We start from the raw sequence: 17,069 nt of genomic DNA, 5'->3' as shown, positions 1-17,069 counted from the left end.
TGGCTAGCGTGGGCAGCGCCTGCCCGCCCCCGTCGTCGTTGAGGTGCGCCTCGATGTCCTATGTCCTCGTCGGCTGCCGCCTGCTGATCGGGCTGGTCTTCGTCCTGTCGGCGGTGAGCAAGATCCGGAGCCGGGCGGCGTACGCCAAGTTCCGGGAGGCCACCCGCTCGCTCGCGCCGGGGCTGCCTTACCGGCCGGTGGCGGCCTTCGTCGTGGCGCTGGAGCTCGCGGTCGCGCCGGCGCTGGCCTGGCCGGCCACCACCCCGATCGGGTTCGCCGCGGCGGCGGCGCTGCTGGCCGCGTTCACCGTCGCGACGGCCTCGGCGATCCGCCGCGGGTCCCGGGTCGACTGCCGGTGCTTCGGGCCGTCCGCGACCACGGCCGGAGCCGGCCACCTCGTCCGGAACGGCGTACTGCTGGCCGCCGCGACGGCCGGTGCGGGGCTGGCCGTGGCGGGGGTGCCACCGGTGGGCGCCCACCTCGCCGGGGTGGCGGTGGCGGTGGCGGCGGCCCTGCTGCTCACCACGCTGGCGGTGCTGGCCGACGACATCGCCGGCCTCTTCTCGGCTTCGCCCTGACCGGAGGTCCCGTTTCCATGCCGTTCCTGATCGCCCTCGTCGTCCTGGTCGGCGTCCTGTGCGTGCTCGACCTGTTGCTCACCCTCGGGGTGATCCGCCGGCTGCGCGTGCACGGCGAGATGCTCGCCGCGCGGCCGGCCGCCCAGCCGGAACCGATGCTCGCGGCGGGCGGGACGGCCCGGCCGTTCTCGGCCGTCACCGTGGACGGCGTGCCCCTGTCGGACACATCGCTCGCGGACCCGACCCTGCTCGGCGTCTTCTCCACGGGATGCCCGGCCTGCGTGGAGCGCCTGCCGCTCTTCGTCGAGCGCGCCCGGGCGTTCCCCGGCGGACGCGATCACGTGGTCGCCGTCGTCGTCGGTCCGGAGGACGCCGCCGCCGAGGACGTACGCGAGCTGCGGCCGGTGGCGCACGTCGTGGTCGAGGACCACGGGGGCGCGGTCGCCCGGGCCTTCCGGGTGACGGGGTTCCCGTCGTTCGCCCTGGTGAGCGGCGCGGCGGACGGCGCGGCGAAAGTGCTGGCGAGTGGCACGCTCCTCGAGGATCTCGGCGATCTCGACGCCGTCGCGGCCCGTCGATGAAGGGCGCTCCGACCGGCGGCGCCTCGGACGTGAACACGCCCCCCGGCGGCCGGGCGGCCCCGGGTTCCGGCTCCGTCACCCGCGCGGCGCTGGCGGCGGCCGGCATGGCGTGGCGGGCGGGCAGCCGCCTCATGGCCGGCTTCGCCGCGCTCACCGTGCTGACGGCGGCGGTGCCGGTGACTCTCGCCTGGCTGACGAAGCTGGCGCTCGACCGGGTCGCGGCCGGGCATGCCGCCGTCCCCTCCCTGGCCGGACTCGGCCTCGCCATGGCCGCGTGCGGCGTGCTGCTCACGCTCGCGCCGCAGGTCACCGAGTATCTCAAGGCGGAGACCGGCCGCAGGGTGGGCCTGGTCGCGCAGGACCGGCTCTTCCGGGCGACCGAACGCTTCGTCGGCCTGGCCAGGTTCGAGGATCCGCCGTTCCTCGACCGGATCCGCATGGCACAGCAGTACGGCGGCTCGACTCCCGCGATGGTCGTCTCGGCCGTGCTCGGTGTCGTGAAGGCGGTGGTGCTCGGCGCCGGATTCCTGGTGTCCCTCCTGGTCACGATGCCGTGGGCCGCGCTGGCGGTGATCGGCTCGGCGGCGCCGGCCCTGGCGGCGCAGGTGTGGCTGTCCCGGCGGCGGGTGGCGATGCTGTGGCGGATCGGCCCGGTCGAACGCCGTGAGCTGTTCTTCACCGACCTGATGCTCAACGTGCGAGCGGCCAAGGAGCTCCGGCTGTTCGGGATCTCCTCCTTCCTCAGGGAGCTCGTGAACGGGCAGCGCCGCGCCGCGAACGCGGAGCGGCGCCGGACGGACCGGCGGGAGCTGTGGGTGCAGGGCGCGTGCGGCCTGTTCAGCGCGCTGTCGGCGGGTGGCGGCCTGGTATTGGTGCTGGTCTCCACGGCCGACGGCGCCGTCGGCGTCGGAGACGTGTCGCTGTTCGTCGCCGCCGTGGCCGGGGTCCAGTCGGCTCTCGGCGGGCTCGTCACCGAGCTCGCCCTCGCGCATCGGCAGCTCCTCCTGTTCGACCACTACCTCGCGGTCCTGCGCACGGAGCCCGACCTGCCCGTCCCCGCGGTTCCCGCGGGGTCGCGGCCTCTGCGCGGCGGCATCGAGCTGCGGGACGTCTGGTTCCGCTACTCGCCCGGCCACCCCTGGGCGCTGCGCGGGGTCAGCCTCACCATCCCGTACGGCACGGCCGTCGCCCTCGTCGGGAGGAACGGAGCGGGCAAGAGCACCCTGGTCAAGCTGCTGTGCCGGATGTACGACCCGGAACGCGGCGCGATCCTGTGGGACGGCGTGGACCTGCGTGACCTGGATCCGGCGCAGCTGCGCCGCCGGATCGGCGCGGTCTTCCAGGACTACATGGAGTACGACATGACCGCGGCCGAGAACATCGGGCTGGGCGACCTGGACGCGATGCACGACCGCGACCGGATCGAGTCGGCGGCACGCCGCGCCGGTGTGCACGGGCCGGTCTCGGCGCTGCCCCGGGGCTACGACACGCTGCTTTCGAAGATCTTCTTCGAACCCGGGGACGAGGACCGCGACGTCGTGTCCGGCGCGCACCTGTCCGGCGGTCAGTGGCAGCGGCTCGCGCTGGCCCGGGCCTACCTGCGCGGTGAGCGTGACCTGCTGATCCTCGACGAGCCCAGCTCCGGCCTTGACGCCGAGGCCGAGCACGAGATCCACACGGGGCTGCGTGAGCACCGCAGGGGCCGGACCACCGTGCTGATCTCGCACCGGCTGGGGGCGGTCCGCGACGCGGACCACATCGTCGTGCTGGACGAGGGCCGGGTCGTCGAGGAGGGGACGCACGCGACGCTGACGGCGTCGGACGGCCTGTACGCCCGGCTGTTCACCATGCAGGCGCGGGGATACCAGTCCGAGCGGGTTCCGGGGTGAGCCGGATGGCCCGTGCGCGTGTCCGGTCACTCCGGCGGCCGTCGCCTACGGTGCGGGGAGGGCGGGTGGCGTGTTCGCGTTGACGACTGTGGCCCTGCTCGCAGCGGGGGCCGGGGCCGCGATCGCCCTGATACGGCGGATTTTCCTGGTGGTCGAGGTCGAGGGGCGGAGCATGGAGCCCTCCCTGTCGGCGGGAGACCGGGTGCTCGTCCGCCGGCAACCGAGACGCGGCCAGTCCGTGAGCCGCGGCGAAATCGTGGTGATCGCCCGGATCGGCCCGGGCGAGGGCTTCGTGGTCGACGGCGGTCCCCAGCGGGTGATCAAGCGGGTGGCGGCCGTGGCCGGAGACCCGGTCCCGCCGATGTTCCGGACGCTGGGGGAGGAGGCGGTGCCGCCGGGGCACATCCTCGTGCTGGGCGACAACCTGGAGCACAGCGCCGACTCGCGCCAGTGGGGGTTCCTCCCGATGCGGCGGGTCGCCGGCATCGTGGCCCGCCGTCTCCCGCCCGGGCCCTCCGAGATCGCGTGAAAACATCGCCCGGTGATAGCCGGGCCCATTTCCCGGCGCAAAAGGATCAGGCGCAAAAGGATCGGAGCGGAAAAGGCGCGGGGGAAAGGCCCGGAAAACGGAAACACGAGAAAGGCGGGACGCCCGTCGTCCGGGCGTCCCGCCATGTCCTGCCGAACGTCAGCAGGTGTACTGCCAGGACCCGCAGTACGTGCCGCCGGGGATCTCGCCGCCCCAGCAGCAGTACTGGCGCAGGCAGGTGCCGCTGTACACGTACGAGCAGTTGATGGCGCTCGCCTTGGTCTCCGGAACGAACCGGCCGAGCATCCGGTCGGCCAGGCGCTGAATCCTATTCGTCATCACAACCTCCTCGTTCGACATCTGGTATTCATAAACTAGCGACGAACGTAACAATCGGCATACCAGCCTGATACACGCGGCCTTGTATTCCCCGCATATCGAATGGCCGGCCGCCGGGGCGACATCGCGGGGAGCGCGGCTCACCCCGCGGCCGAGGTTCTCGCCATCTCCAGTGCGAACAGCCGGGTGAGGCCGTTGATCCGGTAAAGACCCTCACCGGCCGGTTCGATCAGGCGGATGTCGGCGAGCCGGCCGAGCGCCGCCGACGCCGTGTACGGGTCGCATCCGAGCAGCCAGGCGGCCGCGGCCCGGTCACACTCGGTGATCTTCCCCGTGCCCAGCCGGTGCAACAGCGCGACGGCGTTCCCGTCCGAGGCGACCTCCCCCCGGAGCAGGGACTCGTAGTCCGGACGGAGCGCGCCGCGAATCGACAGGTCGCCGTAGGTGAGAAGGTCGAGGCGGTGCCGCTCGTCGGCGAGCATCGTGGCGAAGGCCGCCGGCGACCACTCCTGCCGGACGGCGAGCCTCTTACCGGCGATGTACAGCGCCAGCGGAAGGTGATCGCACAACTCGGCCACCCAGCCCGCGTGCTCGGACTGGACACGGGAGCCCTTCCGCCCCCGCAGCCGGATCAGCAGCTCAGCCGCCGCCGAGTGCTCCAGAGGACCGAGCGGCACGTGCTCGATGTGGTCGAGCGCGGCGAGCACCCTGCGGCTGGTGATCAGGACCCGGCACTCACGGGAGGCGTCGAGCAGCGGCCGCACCTGCCGCTCCTCGGTGACGTTGTCGAGCAGGACCAGCATCCGCCGTCCCGTCGTCGCGGCGATGAACCGCTGCACGGCCTCGCTCTCGCTGGCCGGCGCATCCTCGTACGCCGGCACCCCGAGGGCGGCCAGCAGGCGGCTCAGGGTCTCGAACGCGCCGAGCCCGGCACAGGACCGCAGGTCGACGTAGAGGGTCCCGCCGGGAAACGCGTCGGCGGCCAGGTGGGCGGCGTGGATCGCGAGCGCCGACTTGCCCGTGCCCGCCGGGCCGTGCACGGCGACCGACGTTCCCGGGGGCGCCGGCGCGGTGATCCGCGCGACGAGGTCCTTCAGCTCCCCGTCCCGCCCCAGGAAGCGGGGCGGCGGAACGGGCAGCGCCGACAGGGACGGCGCCTCCGTCGGCGGGGCCGGCACGAGCCGGGCGGTGCGGGCCGCCCGGGGCGCGGCGGGCGCCGCCGGGGACGGCTCGGCGAGGTGCACGGGGTCACCGAGCGTGGGATCGCGCTGCAGGATCGCCTGGTAGAGGGACGCCAGCTCGGGGCCGGGCTCGACGCCCAGTTCCTCACGGAGGACCGCCCGCGCCTGGGCGTAGGCGGCCAGGGCCGCCGCCGCGTCACCGGTCCGGTACAACGCGAGCATCAGGTGGCCCCACAGCCGTTCCCTGGTGGCGTGCCCGCCGAGAATCTCGCGGAGCTCGACGATGACCTCGGCGTGCTCGCCCAGGGCGATCCGCGCCTCGGCCAGCGCCTCCAGAGCCAGCGCCCGCTGCTCCTCGAGGGCGTCCAGCCGCGGTCCCAGCGCCGCCGACCTCGGGACGTCCTCGGCCGGGGCGCCGCGCCAGAGGGACAGCGCCGCGGACAGGTGCCTGAGCGCCGTTCCCGGGTCACCGCAGGAAAGCGCCTCCCGGCCCCGCCGTACGGCCTCGGAGAACTCGGTGAGGTCGAGCTCGCCGGGACCGACGTCGAGCAGGTAGCCGGGTGGCCGGGCGACCAGCCGTTCCGGCGCCCCGAGGACGTCGCGCAGCCGGTTCGCGTACGTCCGCAGGTTCGCGACGGCCGAGCGTGGCGGGTCCGCGTCCCACACCGCGTCCACCAGCCGTTCCAGCGACACCGTACGGTTGGCCTCCAGCAGCAGGACGGTCAGGAGCACGCGCTGCTTGGGGGAGCCGAGCGTGATCTTCCTGTCATCCCGTCGTACCTGGACCGGGCCCAGAATGCTGAACCGCAGACTCATCAAACCTCCGTGTACCGGAAGGAAATCGAGGTCGCACAGGTTCTGCCGTGCAGCAGGTGTGGTCATGGTGCGACCGCCGCGCACGCTCGGGTGCGCGGCGGTCTGTTCGTTCGCCGCGGGCCGCGTCAGGCGGAGGCGCGGATCACCAGGTGGGTGTCGAGGATGACGACCGGCTGCTCCAGCGGCTCGCCGTTGATCCGGGCGATCAGGAGCTGGACCATCTGCCGGCCCATGGCCTCGGTCGGCTGGTGCACGCTCGTCAGCTGCGGGTCGGTGTGCAGCGCCACCTTGGAGTCCTCGAAACCGATCAGCGCGACGTCGCCGGGCACGGAAAGGCCCTGCTCCTTGAGCACCCGCAGGGCGCCGACCGCCATCGGGTCGGAGGCCGTGAACACGGCGTCCAGATCGGGGTGGCGGGCGAGCAGGTCGCGCATGCCCGCCTCCCCGCTCTCCTCGGAGAAGTCGCCGTACGCGACGCGCTCGGTCATGCCGGTGGCGAGCAACGCGTCGCGGTAACCGGCCAGACGGTCGACACCCACGCCCATGTCCTGCGGACCGGAGATGGTGGCGATCTTCGTTCTGCCCTTGGAGAGCAGGTACTTGACCGCCTGCCGGGCGCCGGCCCGGTTGTCCATGTCGACGAAGCTGAACGGGTTGAGCCCGACCGGGCGGCCACCGAGCACGGTGGGCACGCCCATCTCCTCCAGCCGCCCCGGCAGCGGGTCGGCGCCGTGCACCGAGGTCAGCAGCACGCCGTCGACGTGCTGCCCGGTCAGATAGTGCTCAAGCCGGTCGTGCTCGGCGCGGTTCTGGGCCATCGTGAGGATGAGCTGGAGTCCGGTCTCCGACAGCGCGGAGCCGATGCCGCGGATGAGCCCGGCGAAGTACGGCTCGTCGAAGACGCGCTGCTCCGACTCCGACACCACCAGCGCGATGGTGTCGGTCCGGTTGGTCACGAGGGTGCGCGCCGCCCGGTTGGGCACGTAGCCGAGCTCCTGAATCGCCAGTAACACCGCGTCGCGGGCCCGGTCGCTCACCTTGGGCGAGCCGTTGATGACCCGCGACACGGTGCCGCGGCCGACCCCGGCGCGCGCGGCGACCGCTTCCAGAGTCGGCCGGCCTCCGGAACGGCGGTCCCCGTTCATTTACACTGCCCCCTTAACGCGTCTGCGCTTATTGTGCCCGACCCAGCAAGCCGCCGTGTCTGATGGTGTCGGCATACCACAAAGCGCTCGATTTCAGTGTCCTCGCCTGGGTCTCGTAATCGACGTGAACGAGACCGAAACGCTTGCCGTACCCCCAGGCCCACTCGAAGTTGTCCATCAGGGACCAGGCGAAGTAGCCCTGGAGCGGAATGCCCGACTCGATGGCCTCGTGGCAGATGCGCAGGTGGGCGTCGATGTAGGCGACCCGGTCGGGGTCGTGCACGGTGCCGTCCTCGCCGAGCACGTCGTCGTAGGCCGCGCCGTTCTCGGAGATGTAGAGCGGGATCCGCGGGTACTCGTCGGCGATCCGCCGCAGCATCTCGTACAGGCCGCTGTCGTCGACCTCCCAGCCCATGGAGGTGACCGGGCGGCCGCCGTTGACGAAGCCCACGTGCTCGCTGCCGATCCACGGCGACCCGGAGTCGGTCGGAGCGGCGGCCGCCGAGGCGGCGCCGCCGGGCGCGCCGGACACGGTGAAGCGGCTGTAGTAGTTGATCAGCAGCATGTCGATCGGGGACGCGATCGTGGCCAGGTCGCCGTCCTGGATGAACTCCATGTCGGACAGGTGGCTGAGATCGGCCAGCACGTCCTCGGGGTAGGCCCCCTTGAGCAGCGCGTCCAGGAAGAAGCGGTTCTGCAGCCCGTCGATGCGGCGGGCCGCGTCCTGGTCGGCCTCGCTGCCCGTGGCCGGCGTGACCGGGTACACGTTGACGCAGCCGCCGATCTGTGAGTCGGCGTTCTGCGCCCGCAGCGCCTGGACGGCCAGGCCGTGCGCGAGGTTCAGGTGGTGCGCGGCGCGCAGCGCGGCGGCCGGCTCGCGCCGCCCGGGGGCGTGCTCGCCGGAGGCGTAGCCGAGGAACGCCGAGCACCAGGGCTCGTTGACCGTGCTCCAGTGCCTGACCCGGTCGCCGAGCTCGGCGTGCACGGCCGCGGCGAAGTCGGCGAAGCGCTTCGACGTGTCGCGCGACGGCCACCCGCCGGCGTCTTCCAGCGCCTGGGGGAGGTCCCAGTGGTAGAGCGTCAGCCACGGGTCGATCCCGTAGCTGAGCAGCTCGTCGACGAGCCTCTTGTAGAAGTCGAGGCCCTTGCTGTTGTACGCGCCCGAGCCGTCGGGCTGGATCCGCGGCCAGGAGACGGAGAACCGGTACGCCGTCAGGCCGAGATCGGCCATCAGCTTGACGTCCTCGCGATACCGGTTGAAGTGGTCGATCGCGATCTCGGCGTTGTCGCCGTTCACGATCCGGCCGTCCTGTGCGCAGAAGGTGTCCCAGATGGAGCGGCCCCGCCCGTCCGCGGTGAGCGCGCCCTCGATCTGGTACGCGGAGGTGGCGGCGCCCCAGACGAACCCGGTGGGGAACATCAGGCCGACCGTCTCTGCCTCGGGTCGTGTGCCTTGCGTCGTCACGCCTTGACCGCACCTTCCATGAGTCCGCCGATGATCTGTCGGCCGAACAGGATGAAAACGACGATGAGCGGGAGAATCGACATGAGCGTGCCGCTGAAGATCAGCACGTAGTCCGTTCCGTACTTCGCGTTGAGCGAGTTGATCGCGACCTGGACCGTCGGGTTGTCCGGGTTCAGCACGATCAGCGGCCACATGAACTCGTTCCAGTTCAGCATGAACGTGTTGATGCCCAGCACTCCCATGCCCGGCCGTACGGCGGGCAGGATGACGTTCCACCAGATCCGCAGGGTGGAGGCGCCGTCGACGCGGGCGGCCTCGACCAGCTCGTTGGGCACGGCCTGCTCGGTGTACTGCGTCATGAGGAAGACGCCGAAGCCGTTGAGCAGGAAGGGCAGGATCACGGCCTTGATCGAGCCGACCCATTCGAGGTTGACCATGAGCCGGTAGAGGGGGACCTGGCCCATCTGCTGCAGCGGGACCATCATCGTCAGCAGGACCAGCAGCAGCAGGATCTTGCCGCCCTTGAAGCTCAGCCGGGCGAACGCGAAACCGGCGAACGTCGAGATGATCACCACCGAGAACGTCACCGTGGCGGAGATGATCAGCGAGTTGGTGAGACCGGTCAGGTAGTGCGCGTCGGGGTTGGTCAGCACGCGCTGGATGTTCTGGCCGAGGTTGCCGCCCGGCAGGAACGGCGGCGGCATGTCGGTCGCCTCGATGTTGGTGCGCGAGGCGATGACGATCATGTAGTAGAGCGGGAACGCCGAAATGATGATCGTGACGGCCAGCACGAGCTTCGTCAACGGCGTCGCGGTCCAGAGGCCTGCGGCCCCTCCCTGCCGCTTGGCGCGCCGCCGCCGCGTCTGGGCGGGCGCGGAGAGCGTGGTCACTTGTTGCCCCCGATCCGGCGGATGAGCAGGAAGTTGATGGCCGATCCGATGAGGATGAGCAGGAACAGCAGCCAGGCGGCCGCGGAGGCGTAGCCGTAGTCGAACTCGCGGAAGCCCTGCTCGAAGATGAACATCGAGACGGTCTGGAACTGGCTGGTCGTGCCACCGTGGACGTTGCCGTTGTAGAACGTGGTCGGCTCGGCGAACAGCGTGAGGCCGCCGATGGTCGAGTTCAGCACGACGAAGATCATCGTCGGCCGGAGCATCGGAACGGTGATCTGCCAGAACTGGCGCCGCCGGGACGCGCCGTCGATCGAGGCCGCCTCGTAGAGGTCCTTCGGGATCGTCTGCATGCCGGCCAGGAAGATGATCGCGTTGTAGCCGGTCCAGCGCCAGTCGACCATGGTCGCGATGGCGAGCCAGGAGGGGAGGCGCTCGGCCTTCCAGTCGATGGGGTCGGCTCCGAACCAGCCGAGCACCCAGTTGACCATGCCCCAGTCGCGGCCGTACAGCTGGGTGAAGACGACCGCCACCGCGACGACCGAGGTGACGAGGGGGAGCAGGACGCCCAGCCGGACGAACAGCTGGCCCTTCATCCGCTTGTTCAGCGCGTTGGCCAGCAGCAGCGCCAGCAGCATCTGCGGGACCGTCGCGATGAGGAACATCGCGAGGGTGTTGACGACCGCCCTCCAGAAGGAGGAGTCGGACAGCAGGGCGGTGAAGTTGCCGAGGCCCGTCCACTCGACCGTGCCGGCGAGGTCGTAGTCGAAGAACGAGTAGTAAAGGGTGAAGGCGAGCGGGAAGAGCCCGAAAATCAGGAAGAGGATGTAGTACGGGGAGACCAGGAGGTACGGTGCGGCCTTGAGGTCCAGCCAGGTCAGGAAGGATCGCCCCGACCCCGACCGGACGTGCCTCCGGCTGGGCGGCATCGCGTCGACGTGCAGGCTCATAAGTTACCTTTCGGGTGAAAGCAGGCGACCGGCCCGCCGGCGGGGTGCCGCTGCGGCGGGCCGGTGCTCACCTGGCGGGCAGGATCAGCCCGCGGCCTTCACGGCGTCGTCGACGAGCTTCTTCCAGCCGTTCGCGTACGGCACGGAGCCGTCGTCGATGGCGGAGACGACCGACTCGATCGCGTTCTTGACCTGGGCGTGCTTCACGCCGAGGAAGACCGGCTGAAGCGCCGAGGCGGACTTGGCGAAGATCTCACCGACCGGAGCGTCGTTGAAGTACTCGTTCTTCGCGCCCTGGACGGCCGGGTCCTGCTGGGCCTGGACGTTGCTCGGCATGTTGCCGGCGTAGTTGAAGATGTTGACCTCGGCGTCCTTACCGGTCAGGTAGTCGAGGACCTGCGCGGCCTCCTTCGGGTGCTTCGACTGCTTCGGCACCGCGAGCCACGAGCCGCCCCAGTTGCCGCCGCCGCCGGGCACCGCCGCGACGTCCCACTTGCCCTTGAACTCCGGTCCGGCGCCGTCGTCACCGCTGACCGCGCCGAGCATCCAGGACGGGCAGCCGAGGGTGGCGAACTGCGACTTCTTCATGCCCGTGTTCCACTCGGGCGTGAAGTTGCGCAGCTTGGCCGTGAGGCCCTCCTGGCTGATCTTCTGGGCGAAGTCGTACGCCGTCTTGACCGCCGGGTTCTTGTCGACGATCAGGTTGTTGTCCTTGTCGAAGTAGGAGACGTTGCCGTTCTTGGCGGCCTCCTGCACCAGCACCACGTTGTAGAGCGTGTTGGTGCCGTCGACGAACTTGGTGTCCTTGATCTTGTCCTGGAACTTGTGGGCGACCTTGACGAAGTCGTCCCAGGTCGGCCAGAGCTTGCCGACCTCTTCGCGGTCGGACGGCAGGCCCGCCTTCTCGAACAGGTCCTTGCGGTAGCACAGGCTCATGCCGCCGATGTCGGTGCCGAGACCGAAGAGCTTGCCGTCGGCGGTGACGCCGTTCTCCCACTTCCAGGCGGCGAAGTCGTTCTTGCGGTTCTGCAGGCCGAACTCGCCCAGGTCGGCCCACCACTCGGGGTGCGCCTTGGCGAGGCCCATGCCGCCCTCGTCGATGCCGACGACGTCGCCGGCGCCCGCGCCGGACTGCAGCCACTGGATCATCTGCGGCCAGTAGACCTGCTCGAACTGGTCGGTGAGGTGGTCTTCCTTGATCTTAATGTCGGTGTGCTCGGCGTTCCACTTGGCGATCGCCTCTTTATAACCGAAGTTCTTGCCGCCGCCGAACGTCTGGACGGTGACGGTCACGGGGCCTGCCGCCTGCGTGGACCCGCCGCCCGCGGTGCTGGTCTTGTCGTCGTCCGTGCTGCAGGCGGCGGCGCCGAGAGCCAGCGCGGCCACCGCGGCGACCGCGAGCAGCCTGCCGCGGCGCGAGTTGCTAGTCATTCCGGACCCCTCTCAGGTGGTATCCCGAATCGTTCGTGGGAGGTGCATCCCAGGCCGGTCCCCGATCTTCACGGCCCGCGATCGAAGGTTCTGCTCTTTGCTCCCTCACCGTGGACTGAACACCGTTGGGAGCGCTCCCACGAAGGGTCCTCTATGAGCAACGCGGGCGTCAATATGCCGAAACCTAACTGTTACTCCCTGGGTGGTTAGAGCCGTTCAACGGGACATAGTAGGACATAGCACGCTTGGGAGCGCTCCCATCACCATATGGGCAGAAATAAATAGCGGGCGCCCCCAACCTGCGGGGGCGCCCGTCCTTATGGGTGTCGTTATGCGCTCCGTCGCCTCATCCGTCACTCGCCGTGGCCGTCCCCAGGGACACTCCGCCGCCCAGCGAGGCGCCGGCGCCCGCGGCGTCCGCCACCCGGCAGGCCGGCCCGGAACAGGCGCGCAGCAGCGCCAGCCGGGCCGAGAGCGCCGTGGTCAGGCCCGGATCGGCCGTCGCCACGATGTTGTGCAGCTCCGCCGGGTCGTCCCGCAGGTCGTAGAGCTGCCGTTCCCCGGTCTCGTACTCCACGTACGCGTACCGCCCGGTCCGCACCATCGCGTATGTGGGCGGCGACTGCGGCGAGTAGGAGGGGTGGTAGAACTCCGCGAGTACGGCGTCGCGCCAGGGGACGTCGTGCCCGCGCAGGAGCGGGACGAGCGAGCGCCCTTCGGCCGTGGGCGGCACGGCGGCCCCGCCCAGCTCGGCGAACGTGGGCGCGAGGTCGACCGTCGACGCGAGCGCGTCGACCGCGCCCCCGGCGGGCACGCCCGGCCCGCGCACCACCATCGGCACCCGGATGTCCTCCTCGAACGGCGTCGTCTTGCCCGGCCGCAATCGGTGCTGGCCAAGGTGGAAGCCGTTGTCGGAGGTGAAGAAGATGTAGGTGTCGTCCAGCCGGCCGGCCCGGCTCAGCGCATCGACCAGCGCGCCCACCATGTCGTCCACCCCCAGCATCGCGCGCAGCCGGTCCCGGTGGACGCGGTCGATGCGGCGGATGTCGGCGGCCGACAGCGGTGTGCGCTCGCTGAGCCAGCCGGGCTCGGCGGACAGGTCGGCCTGGTCGAACGACGCGGTCCGCGGCGCCCGCTCGCCGGCGAAGGCGGCCTCGTGGCGCGGCGCGTGGTGCGCCGGCAGATGCGGCGCGACCGGGGCGAGGTAGAGGAAGAACGGAGCGTCCCCCTCGGCGGCACCGGTGACGAAGGCCGCGGCCTTGGCGCTCAGCACGTCCTCCAGGTAGTCCTCGGGCGCGTGGCCGTACCGCCGGACCACGCCGTTCTCGTTGAGCGCGTAGCCGTACTCCTGGTACAGGCGGGTGACGGGGACCTGCCACTCGTCCCAGCCGGGCGGCACGTACGTGCGCGGCGCCCCCTCGGGATAGTTGTTGAGGTACTTGCCCATGAGCGCGGTGCGGTAGCCCGCGTCGTGCATCCATGTCCCGAGGGTGGACGCCTCCAGCGGCCGGAACTTGGGAAACCCGCCGGTCGGCGACCGGTTGCTCCACACCTGGTGGCTGTGCATGTACTGCGAGCGGAGAATCGACGAGCGGGAGGGACAGCACCAGGGATTGGTGACGAAGAAGCGGGACAGCGTGGTGCCCTGGCGCACCAGGAGGTCGGTGATGTTGGGGAACCGGCTCAGATCCGCCGCGTCCAGGTCGTCGGTGAGGATCAGCACGATGTTGGGCCGGTGGGCCGCGGGCGCGGGCTCGACGCGGGCGGCGCCGATGAGTCCGAAGCACAGCAGGAGCGCCGCCGCGAGCCCGGCCCACAGCTTTCTCGATCGTCGTGGTTGGGGCACGGCAGCAATCATTGCCGCGCCTCCGCCAGGGGAAACGTACGCCGCGTGATCGTGCGATCGCTCCGTGTCCTTATGTCTGGGCTCCGGCGAAAACTCCCCCGGGCGCGAACCCCCGGCCGGTCAGCCGAAGATCGCCGGGTCCGGGCCGAGGCGGCGGCCCTCGTCGAGGCCGTTGATCGCGGCCATGTCCTCGGGGCTCAGCTCGAAGTCGAAGACCTCGATGTTCTCCTTGATGCGCGACGGCGTCACCGACTTCGGAATCACGATGTTGCCGAGCTGGATGTGCCAGCGCAGCACCACCTGGGCGGCCGTCTTGCCATATTTATTGCCGATTTCGGCTAGGACGGGCAGGTCGAGCAGCCCCTTGCCCTGCCCGAGCGGGCTCCACGCCTCGGTGGCGATGCCGCGCTGCGCGTGTAAGCCGCGCAGTTCCCGCTGGGCGAGCTGCGGGTGCAGCTCGATCTGGTTCAGCGCGGGGATCACCTCGGTCTCTGCGAGCAGGCGCTCCAGATTGGCGACCGTGAAGTTCGACACGCCGATCGCCCGCACGCGCCTGTCGACGTACAGCATCTCCAGGGCCTTCCACGTCTCGACGTACTTGCCCTGCCGGGGCGCCGGCCAGTGGATCAGGTACAGGTCGAGGGTCTCCAGGCCGAGGCGCCGCATGCCGGCGTCGAAGGCCCGCATCGCCTCGTCGTAGCCGTGCTCGTCGTTCCAGAGCTTGGTGGTGACGAACAGCTCCTCGCGGGGGATGCCGGAGGCGCGCAGGGCGCGGCCGACCCCTTCCTCGTTGTGGTACAGCTTCGCCGTGTCGATGCTGCGATAGCCGTACTCCAGGGCCGTCGCCACGGCCTTCTCGGCCTCGTCGTCGGCCACCTGCCACACGCCGAAGCCGAGCTGCGGCATCCGGACGTTGTTGTTCAACGTGATGACGTTCATGCCTCCCATGCTGCCGCAACTCCCCCCGAAGATCCCTTCGGGGTCTGTTCACCGCGTGTTCCCGCCGCCGTAGTGTCGGACGGCTACGGTGAGCGCGTCGTGAACGTTTCTTTACGGGGCGTGGAGAACGAGGGACGGCGCCACGCCGCCGAGCAGGGGCAGGCCGTCGCGTGGGTGGAGTCCCCCCTGCAGCTGCTGTGCGTCGTCGAGGCGCACCACGCGGGGCTCCTCGGCCCCACCACCAGGGTGGTGCCGCGCGCCGGGCTGCCCGCGCTGCGGCTGACCCGCCGCGAGCTCGGGCGGCTCGGGCCGCCCGAGGGGCTGGAGCTCGCCGAGCCGTCCGAGCGGGCCCCCCGGCCGGGCCGGACATGGGTGGCCGGCGACGCCTTCTCCGGGCGGGTCCAGCTCGCCCTCGTCACGGCCGTCCCCGGCCGCACCGTGCTGGTGGACGACGGGCTGGCCACGATCCGCCTGCTGGAGCTGCTGGTCGCGCGGCGCCCGCTGCTGCGCGCCCGCGGGACGCCGGGTCTCGGCCGCAAGGTGCTCGGCGCGGTCGCGGGGTTCCGCCTGCGCACCCGCGGGCCCACGGTGTTCACGGCGCTCCCGGTGCCCGCCGGCCTCGCGGAGGCGGTGGAGGACGCGGGTGTGCGGCTCGTGCGGCACGACTTCGCCTGGCTGCGCGCCCAGCCCGCCGATCGGCCGCCGCCGGAGCGCACGGTCGTGCTCGGCACCTCGCTCGTGCGCAACGGGCTCATCCACCGCGACCGCTACCTGCGCTGGCTCGAGCGGATCGGCGAGCCCGTCGCGTACTTCCCCCACCGCCGTGAGGACCCCCGCGACCTCGACCGGGTGCGCAGGGTCGCCGGGCTGACCGTGTACGACGCCGGGGCGCCCGCCGAGATGACGCTGCGTGACCTGCGGCCGGACCAGCGGGTGCTGAGCCTGCCGTCCACCGCGGTGACCTCGCTGCGCGTCCTGCTGTCGGGCCGGGGCGTGCCGGTGGAGACGGTGGACGTGCCGGAGGACTGGTGGACGGCCTCGGCAGCCCCGTCGCTGCGCTCCCACCTCCAGCTGTTCGCGCACCAACCCCATCAGCCCGATCAGCTCCACCCGCACGATCCCGGAAAGGGTGCTCCTTGACCCGTCTGCTCGCCGTGGCCGACTCCGACTCCTATCTCAAGTGGGCCGCGGGCCTGCTCGACGCGACCCCGGAGGACTGGGTCACCGACCTGGCCGTCGTCCGCACTCCCATCGCCCCCTCGGCGGCGCAGATCGCCGCCGCGGTGAGCGGCACCCGCGCGGGCCGAGCCGGGCGGGAGCTGCCGCCCGTGCTGCCGGCCCGGCAGCTGCGGCGGGCCGCCGAACGGTTCCGGCCCGACGTCGTGCTGCTCGCCTGCACCGGACCGGTGGTGGACGCGCTGGCGGCGACGCCGGCCGGGCCGTTGTCCGGGCCGCTGCCGGGGCCCCGGCCGGTGCTGGTGTCGGGGCTGCCCGGCATCTCGGTGCCCGCGACGGAGAAGGCCTGGCTGTTCCGCAGCGGCTGTGACCTGTTCGTCGTGCACAGCGCCCGGGAGGTCGCCGAGTTCTCCGAGATCGGCGCGCGGCTCGGCGGGGGAGGCGCGGTGGCGCTGGCCCGTCTGCCCTACCTGGACCTCCTGCACCGCGAAGCGTGCGGAGACGACGCCGGAGGCGTACGCGACCGCGTCGTGTTCGCCACCCAGGCCAAGGTGCCCAGGCGGCGCGAGGAACGGGAGCGGATCCTGCTCGCGCTCGCCGAGCTGGCGCGGGCCAGGCCCGGCCTGGACGTGGTGGTCAAGCTGCGCGCCCGCGACGACGAGCGGCAGACGCACAACGAACGCCACCACTACGAGCGGCTGTGGACCGCGATGGAGGCCGAGGGCCGGGTGCCTCCCGGCGCCGTGCGCTTCGCCGCCGGTCCGATGCACGAGCACCTGAGCCGCGCCGCCGGCTTCGTCACGGTCAGCTCGACGGCCGCGCTGGAGGCGATCGCCGCGAACGTGCCGCTGCTCGTGCTGTCCGACTTCGGGGTCGGCGCGGAGATGATCAACCTCGTGTTCGAGGGCAGCGGCTGCCTGGGCACGCTCGGCGACCTCGCCGAGGCGGACTTCCGGTTCCCGGCGGAGGAGTGGTGCAGGGACAACTACTTCCACGACCGCTCGGCCGGCGACTGGACCGGCCGGGTCGCCACGCTGGTCGCCGCGGCCCGCGCGGGGACGCTGGAGCCCGCGCGCTCGCTCCTCGACGGCCCCGAGCACGCGGCCGCCCGCCGCCGCGCCCGGCTGCGCCTGGAGGTGCCGCCCAGGGTCCTGCGGTACGGCTACCGCGCCAAGCGGCGGATGCGCGGCTACCTCAAGGCTCTCTAGACGAGGGCCTACGCGGTGGCCACGTCCGGGGCCGCATCCGGCAGCGGGGCGCGCCCCCACGAGCGCGGCGCGTGCCGATCGTCATGGAACGCCTGCGAGCCGCCCG

General features: G+C 71.4%; 15 protein-coding genes. 6 read left to right on the top strand and 9 right to left on the bottom strand.

Annotation, left to right across the window (positions count from 1 at the left end):
* Window positions 1–53 precede the first annotated feature (53 nt).
* From AB0O28_RS27990 to AB0O28_RS27975, 4 genes are all read left to right on the top strand, one after another.
* Window positions 54–578 (top strand): MauE/DoxX family redox-associated membrane protein, encoded by a 525-nt coding sequence (locus AB0O28_RS27990; protein WP_363645188.1) that lies wholly within the window; start codon window positions 54–56, stop codon window positions 576–578.
* Between the two features lie 17 nt (window positions 579–595).
* Window positions 596–1,159: a TlpA disulfide reductase family protein gene (locus AB0O28_RS27985; RefSeq protein WP_363645186.1), complete on the top strand. Its 564-nt coding sequence runs from the start codon at window positions 596–598 to the stop codon at window positions 1,157–1,159.
* Window positions 1,156–3,048 (top strand): ABC transporter ATP-binding protein, encoded by a 1,893-nt coding sequence (locus tag AB0O28_RS27980; protein ID WP_363645184.1) that lies wholly within the window; start codon window positions 1,156–1,158, stop codon window positions 3,046–3,048. The genes AB0O28_RS27985 and AB0O28_RS27980 overlap by 4 nt, the downstream gene beginning before the upstream one ends.
* 70 nt (window positions 3,049–3,118) lie before the next feature.
* The gene (locus AB0O28_RS27975) at window positions 3,119–3,577 is read left to right on the top strand and encodes a S26 family signal peptidase (protein ID WP_363645182.1); all 459 of its coding nucleotides are present in this window, start codon (window positions 3,119–3,121) and stop codon (window positions 3,575–3,577) included.
* A gap of 159 nt (window positions 3,578–3,736) precedes the next feature.
* Here the strand turns inward: AB0O28_RS27975 and AB0O28_RS27970 are convergent, their stop codons facing one another.
* The 9 genes from AB0O28_RS27970 to AB0O28_RS27930 all read right to left on the bottom strand — a co-directional run bounded on the left by AB0O28_RS27970 (window position 3,737) and on the right by AB0O28_RS27930 (window position 14,579).
* Complete coding sequence (locus AB0O28_RS27970) at window positions 3,737–3,916, bottom strand: hypothetical protein (RefSeq protein WP_363645180.1); 180 nt, start codon at window positions 3,914–3,916, stop codon at window positions 3,737–3,739.
* A 140-nt stretch (window positions 3,917–4,056) separates the two neighbouring features.
* A complete protein-coding gene (locus AB0O28_RS27965) occupies window positions 4,057–5,913 on the bottom strand; it encodes a BTAD domain-containing putative transcriptional regulator (protein ID WP_363645178.1) in 1,857 nt (618 codons plus the stop codon).
* A gap of 125 nt (window positions 5,914–6,038) precedes the next feature.
* Entirely contained in the window at window positions 6,039–7,058 is a 1,020-nt protein-coding gene (locus AB0O28_RS27960) for a LacI family DNA-binding transcriptional regulator (protein ID WP_363645176.1), read from the bottom strand.
* A 28-nt stretch (window positions 7,059–7,086) separates the two neighbouring features.
* Window positions 7,087–8,478: a GH1 family beta-glucosidase gene (locus AB0O28_RS27955; RefSeq protein ID WP_363645298.1), complete on the bottom strand. Its 1,392-nt coding sequence runs from the start codon at window positions 8,476–8,478 to the stop codon at window positions 7,087–7,089.
* Between the two features lie 41 nt (window positions 8,479–8,519).
* Window positions 8,520–9,413, bottom strand: coding sequence for a carbohydrate ABC transporter permease (locus AB0O28_RS27950; protein ID WP_363645174.1), 894 nt, complete (start codon window positions 9,411–9,413; stop codon window positions 8,520–8,522).
* Window positions 9,410–10,363 (bottom strand): sugar ABC transporter permease, encoded by a 954-nt coding sequence (locus tag AB0O28_RS27945; RefSeq protein ID WP_363645172.1) that lies wholly within the window; start codon window positions 10,361–10,363, stop codon window positions 9,410–9,412. The genes AB0O28_RS27950 and AB0O28_RS27945 overlap by 4 nt, the downstream gene beginning before the upstream one ends.
* 84 nt (window positions 10,364–10,447) lie before the next feature.
* Window positions 10,448–11,794: an extracellular solute-binding protein gene (locus tag AB0O28_RS27940; protein ID WP_363645170.1), complete on the bottom strand. Its 1,347-nt coding sequence runs from the start codon at window positions 11,792–11,794 to the stop codon at window positions 10,448–10,450.
* Window positions 11,795–12,140: 346 nt separating this feature from the next.
* Window positions 12,141–13,652 carry a sulfatase gene (locus AB0O28_RS27935; RefSeq protein ID WP_363645168.1) on the bottom strand — a complete coding sequence of 504 codons (1,512 nt, stop codon included), beginning with the start codon at window positions 13,650–13,652 and terminating at the stop codon, window positions 12,141–12,143.
* 108 nt (window positions 13,653–13,760) lie between these two features.
* Entirely contained in the window at window positions 13,761–14,579 is an 819-nt protein-coding gene (locus AB0O28_RS27930) for an aldo/keto reductase (RefSeq protein ID WP_363645166.1), read from the bottom strand.
* A 99-nt stretch (window positions 14,580–14,678) separates the two neighbouring features.
* On the opposite strand from AB0O28_RS27930, the gene AB0O28_RS27925 reads away from it, so the two are divergent.
* Together AB0O28_RS27925 and AB0O28_RS27920 are read left to right on the top strand one after the other, a co-directional pair.
* Window positions 14,679–15,719 (top strand): hypothetical protein, encoded by a 1,041-nt coding sequence (locus AB0O28_RS27925; RefSeq protein ID WP_363645164.1) that lies wholly within the window; start codon window positions 14,679–14,681, stop codon window positions 15,717–15,719.
* Window positions 15,716–16,963: a DUF6716 putative glycosyltransferase gene (locus AB0O28_RS27920; protein WP_363645162.1), complete on the top strand. Its 1,248-nt coding sequence runs from the start codon at window positions 15,716–15,718 to the stop codon at window positions 16,961–16,963. The genes AB0O28_RS27925 and AB0O28_RS27920 overlap by 4 nt, the downstream gene beginning before the upstream one ends.
* The last annotated feature ends 106 nt before the right edge of the window (window positions 16,964–17,069 follow it).

This window comes from Microbispora sp. NPDC088329 (assembly GCF_040685655.1).
Taxonomy (GTDB): Bacteria; Actinomycetota; Actinomycetes; order Streptosporangiales; family Streptosporangiaceae; genus Microbispora.
This window is presented reverse-complemented; position numbering and strand designations above follow the sequence as displayed.